At 62.9% G+C, this 4,924-nt stretch carries 5 protein-coding genes; 2 read left to right on the forward strand and 3 right to left on the reverse strand.

Annotation, left to right across the window (positions count from 1 at the left end; genetic code table 11):
* Window positions 1–55: 55 nt before the first annotated feature.
* Both IAE39_RS28915 and IAE39_RS28920 read right to left on the reverse strand, forming a co-directional pair.
* Window positions 56–985: a p-hydroxyphenylacetate 3-hydroxylase reductase component gene (locus IAE39_RS28915; RefSeq protein WP_201207879.1), complete on the reverse strand. Its 930-nt coding sequence runs from the start codon at window positions 983–985 to the stop codon at window positions 56–58.
* Window positions 986–1,064: 79 nt separating this feature from the next.
* The gene (locus IAE39_RS28920) at window positions 1,065–2,234 is read right to left on the reverse strand and encodes a p-hydroxyphenylacetate 3-hydroxylase oxygenase component (protein ID WP_201207880.1); all 1,170 of its coding nucleotides are present in this window, start codon (window positions 2,232–2,234) and stop codon (window positions 1,065–1,067) included.
* A 202-nt stretch (window positions 2,235–2,436) separates the two neighbouring features.
* Here IAE39_RS28920 and IAE39_RS28925 point away from each other — a divergent pair, with 202 nt between their 5' ends.
* Window positions 2,437–3,027 (forward strand): TetR/AcrR family transcriptional regulator, encoded by a 591-nt coding sequence (locus IAE39_RS28925; protein WP_201207881.1) that lies wholly within the window; start codon window positions 2,437–2,439, stop codon window positions 3,025–3,027.
* Window positions 3,028–3,038: 11 nt separating this feature from the next.
* On the opposite strand, the gene hpaR is transcribed toward IAE39_RS28925, so the two are convergent.
* A complete protein-coding gene (gene hpaR / locus IAE39_RS28930) occupies window positions 3,039–3,461 on the reverse strand; it encodes a homoprotocatechuate degradation operon regulator HpaR (protein WP_201207882.1) in 423 nt (140 codons plus the stop codon).
* A 102-nt stretch (window positions 3,462–3,563) separates the two neighbouring features.
* On the opposite strand from hpaR, the gene IAE39_RS28935 reads away from it, so the two are divergent.
* A complete protein-coding gene (locus IAE39_RS28935) occupies window positions 3,564–4,862 on the forward strand; it encodes an NAD(P)/FAD-dependent oxidoreductase (RefSeq protein WP_201207883.1) in 1,299 nt (432 codons plus the stop codon).
* Window positions 4,863–4,924 lie beyond the last annotated feature (62 nt).

The raw sequence follows: 4,924 nt of genomic DNA on the forward strand, positions 1-4,924 counted from the left end.
TGGGAGCGGGTTTACCCGCGAACACCGGCAACGCCGGTGCCATCCACCGCGGTATTCAGATGTTGATCAGCGCCTTAAGCACTGTCTTGAAGGTATCCAGCTGCTCTTCACTGAACTGCCCGAACACCTTGTCCTGCTGCTCCCTGGCAATGGTCCACAAGGCCTCGGTTTCGTCCACGCCCTTCACCGACAACCGCACCCGGCCTTCGTCATCGGCAATCAGCCCCTTGCGCTTGAGGTTGGCCACGGCCTCGTCAATCTCCCGCGCCGGCATCGCCACTTCGCGCTGCAGCTCATTCAGGCTCAGCCCGGCGTCACTCTCCAGCACCATCAACATGCGCGCTTCGCTGGTGCGCAAGCCGGTGCACAACTGGCGTGGCTGGTAGTCGGCCTGGTAGGCGCGCAGGGCCTGGGTCATCAGGTAGTACAGGTTATGCTGCAAGCGGCCCTGGAAGTGGCTGCTCGGTGCCTGCCCTTCGGCACGCTGAGTCATGCGGGTGTGCGGCAGCACCATCGAATAGGCACCCTGGTGGTACAGCAACGGCGAACGCCCGAAATCATCGAACGCCACCACCTTGCCCACCAGGATCCAGTGATCGCCCCCGTCCAGTTGCTGGTACTTTTCACACTCGAAACGTGCCGCGCAATCGGCCAACAAGGGCGCACCGCCCGCCCCCGACTGGTAATCGATCCCGGCAAAGCGGTCTTCTTTGGGCCGGGCGAAATTATTGGACAGGTCGATCTGGTCGGCCGCCAGTATGTTCACGGCAAAGTGCGACGCCTCTTCGAACACGTCGTGGCTGGTCGAGCGCTTGTCGATGCTCCACAGGATCAGCGCCGGGTCCAGCGACACCGAGTTGAAGCTGTTGGCAGTGACGCCGACCTTGCGGCCACTGGGGCCGGCGGCGGTGACCACGGTTACGCCAGTGGCGAAGTTGCCCAGGGCGCGGCGGAAAGCGCGTAGGTCGAAGGTTTCATTGGACATGCAAGACTCCCGGGCAGGCCAGGCGGCCTGCCCTGTTTGTTGTTGTGCTTGTAGGGGGGTGTTTCAGCCAGGCGCTGGCTCAGACCATGGCCGGGTCAGGCTCCAGGCCCATCAGCTCACGGCCGAGAATTTGCGCGCACACGTCGTAGTCGGTGTAGGCATGGGCGCCGGTCATGTGCGAATCGCGGAACAACCGCTGCAGCTCGTTGCTCTCGAACCAGGCACCGCCACCGGCGGCTTCCATCAGGCGGTCGACGGCCTGGATGCAAAGCTTCACCGCGTAGCCCTGGTTGGTGCGCCAGAAGGCCAGCGTGCCGCGCGACGGGTATTCATGGCGGGCACTGTGCTCGGCGATCTCGTCCCAGCTCTTTTCCAGCAGCGCACGCGCAGCAGCTATCTGATGGGTCGATTCGGCCAGGCGCATCAACGCCGGGGTGGCGGCGCCCACGGCAGCACCGGTGTAGGCGCGCACGCGGTTGCGGGTTTTCTCGCGGAATACTTCGAGCATGCGTTCGGCAACGCCAAGGCTGACCGTGGAAAAGCCGCTGGCAAAATACGGGCGGTACGGGGCGAAGAAAATCTTGCTGTCCGGGTACAGGCCAAAGCCCGCAGACTTGCCCTCCATCATGTCCTTGGCCTTCTGGATACGGTGCTCGGGGACGAAGGCGTCACGCACGATCAGGGTTTTGCTGCCACTGCCGCGCATGCCCACGGCGTACCAGTCATCGCGGATTTCATAGTCGCTGCGCGGCAGGATGGCGAAACAGTAATCCTGGGTGCCTTCGGCATTCTTGCGGCGGAAACCGACAATCGCCCATTCGGCATGGTCGCAACCGGAGCTCCAGCCCATTTCTCCGCTGAACGACACCCCACCCTCAACCTCTTCGGCACGGCCAAACGGCGCGATACTGCTGCTGGCGGTGGCGTCCGGGTCAGTACCCCATACCTCTTGCTGCAGCTTGGCCGGGAACATCGCCATCTGGTGGCTGTGGGTGCACAGCAGGCTCATGGCCCAGGCGGTGCTGGCACAGGCGCCGGCCAGCACGGCGATGCATTGGGCAAATGCCGGCAAGCTGATTTCCATGCCGCCATAGTGCTTGGGCAGAAAAGCGCGGTGCATGCCGATGCTTTTCAGCAAGGCAATGTTCTGTGCCGGCACACTGCGGTCCTGCTCGGCCTGCATGGCATTGGCAGCGATGGTTGGCAAGATCGACTTGAGGTCTTCCAGCAGGGGATTTGGCTTGTTCATGAACGGTCTCATTGTTATTGAATTTGAAGACGCGTTCAGTATGTGGTCGCTGTTTTGGCGGCGAAATGCACGTTACGAGGGGAACATTGCACTTTCCATGGCACGTGGAAATTGCCCTGCAACAAGCATTGACCCGTGCATTTTCGATCACCACAATCCCACCCTCAAGCTGCGCGCGGCCCGCCGCGCCCCTGACGGAGCGATGCTGTTGAAAGACCTTTCCCCCTCTGCAGTGCGGGTGTGCGATGCCGCCGTCGGCCACTTCGCCGAGTTCGGCTACGACGCCTCTTCGCTGAACGAAATCGCCCAGCTGGCCGGCATGCGCAAGGCCTCGCTGTATGCGCACTTCGCCAGCAAGGATGCCTTGTTCGTGGAGGTGTTCCAGCGTGCGCTGGCGCAGGAAACCGCGTTCGTCGAGCAGGGTTTTGCCGAAGAAAACCGCACGGGCCTGGCCCCCGGGCACTGGCTGGCGCTGCACCTGGCCGAACGTTACAGCGACTCGGCCGAACTGCGCTTCGTGCTGCGCACGGCGTTCCTGCCGCCAAGCGAGATCAAGCCCATTGTGACCTCGGGCTTTGAGAAGTACCTGGGCGGCGTGCGCGAAGGTTTCTGCCAGGCCCTGCAGCTTCGCCAGCCCTGCGCCGAGGCGCAGCTGGCGGTGTATGCCGACGCCTACCTGGGCATCATCGACAGCCTGCACGTAGAGCTGATGTATGCCACCCCGGCGGCCTATGCACGGCGTGCGACCGCCTTGCTGAAACTGCTCGACGACTCGCTGTCACTGCAACGCTGACGCCTTGCGCGTCAGGGTTTGATCTGCTTCATTTCATCCAGCAACTGCATCAGTTGCTGCAGCTTGCCCTCGCCGAACTGGGCGAGGATCTTCTCGTAGTTGCGCGCCATTTCCTCACTCATGGCCAGAAATGACTGCTGCCCTGCTTCGGTCAGGTTGATGAACACCCGGCGCTGGTCCTCCGGCGACTTGCGCCGCGCCACAATGCCGTCGCGCTCCAGGCGCTTGAGCACCCCGCTCATGCTTGGCTTGAGGATGCAGGCCAGCTCGGCCAGCCGATGGCTTTCCAGCTCGCCCTGCTGGCGCAGGATGCGGATGACCCGCCATTGCTGTTCGGTCAGGTCATGGGCATTCAACGCCGGGCGGAAAAACGCCATGGTGGCTTCGCGGGCCTGCAACAGGGTCAGGGTCAGTGAGGGTCTTGGTGTGCTCATGCGGGCTCGGGTGGGCTGGAAATTGCAAACCGGTGAGTATGCCAGTGCATAATCATTAATACATTAATAGAATGTTTTCTACCCATTTCCGCAGGCGCCGTCATGATCACCCTCGAGAGCCCCACCTATTACTCGGCGACCCGGAAGTACAACCTGAGCTTCCCTACCCTGGAAAATGACATAGAAGCCGATGTGGTGGTCATCGGTGGCGGGTTCTCGGGTATCAACACCGCACTGGAGCTGGCGGAACAGGGCGTGACCAACATCGTCGTGCTGGAAGCCCGTTACCTGGGCTATGGGGGAACCGGGCGCAACGGTGGGCAGATCATGGCAGGCATCGGTCACGACCTGGAGAAGATCCGCAGCAGTGTCGGCGACCAGGGTGTGCGCAAGATTTTCGAGATCAGTGAACTGGGCGCCGGCATCATCAAGGCCCGCATCGCCCGTTACGCCATCGACGCCGACTTCTGCCAGGGCTACAGCTACCTGGGCTTCAACAGCCGCCAGGCACACACCCTGCGCCAGTGGGAAACGCAATTCAAGGCCACCAACGCTCGCGACGAAATCCGCTTCCTGGCTGGCAGTGAGGTGCGCCAGATCATCGGCAGCAACGCCTACAGCAGCGCCCTGCTGCACATGGGCGGCGGCCACGTGCATTCGCTGAACCTGCTGCTGGGCGAAGCGCAGGCGCTGGTGGGCCATGGTGCGCGCATCTTCGAGCACAGCCCGGCGCTGGAGGTGACCTACGGCGAGCGCATCAAGGTGCGCACCGGCCGTGGTTCGGTACGCGCCAGCAAGCTGCTGTGGGCCTGTGACAGCTTCCTCAACAAGCTGGAACCCGAGTTGCACGCCCGCACCATCAACACTTACGCCTTCCAGCTGATGACCGAGCCGCTGACGGACGAGCTGATCGAGCGAATCAGCCCGATCCGCGGCGCCTACAGCGACATCCGCCCGGTGATCGACTACTACCGGGTCACCCGCGAAAACCGCCTGCTGTTTGGCGCCGCCACGCCCTTCGTCGAGCACATCCCGCGGGACCTGAAGGCCTGGAACCGCGCACTGATGCTGAAGATTTTCCCGTACCTGAAGGACGTGCGCATTGACCTGGCCTGGGGCGGCCCGATGGCCACCAGCGCCAACCTGTTCCCGCAGCTTGGCACCCTCAGCGGGCGGCCCAATGCCTTTTATGTGCAGGGCTATTCCGGCTTTGGCGTCACCCCCAGCCACATCATTTGCAAGATCCTCGCCGAGGGCATGCTTGAAGGCTCCAGGCGCTATGACCTGGTCAGCTCGGTCAAGCATGCGCGCATCTTCGGCAAGGACCACTTGCGCCCGCTGCTGCTGACTGCCGGCAAGACCGTGCACCAGCTGTCGGGCTACTTCAACGGCCGCCGCTGAACCCAAACCCTGCGCGGTCTTGTAGGAGCGGCCTTGTGTCGCGATCGGGCTGCGCAGCAGCC

The sequence above is a fragment of the Pseudomonas sp. S37 genome, from assembly GCF_016658545.1.
Classification (GTDB): Bacteria; Pseudomonadota; Gammaproteobacteria; order Pseudomonadales; family Pseudomonadaceae; genus Aquipseudomonas.

Bases quoted from the DNA above. Each gene is read 5' to 3' on its own strand.
- IAE39_RS28925 (WP_201207881.1), top strand. From the start codon at position 2,437: ATGCTGTTGAAAGACCTTTCCCCCTCTGCAGTGCGGGTGTGCGATGCC.
- hpaR (WP_201207882.1), bottom strand. From the start codon at position 3,461: ATGAGCACACCAAGACCCTCACTGACCCTGACCCTGTTGCAGGCCCGC.
- IAE39_RS28920 (WP_201207880.1), bottom strand. From the start codon at position 2,234: ATGAACAAGCCAAATCCCCTGCTGGAAGACCTCAAGTCGATCTTGCCA.
- IAE39_RS28935 (WP_201207883.1), top strand. From the start codon at position 3,564: ATGATCACCCTCGAGAGCCCCACCTATTACTCGGCGACCCGGAAGTAC.
- IAE39_RS28915 (WP_201207879.1), bottom strand. From the start codon at position 985: ATGTCCAATGAAACCTTCGACCTACGCGCTTTCCGCCGCGCCCTGGGC.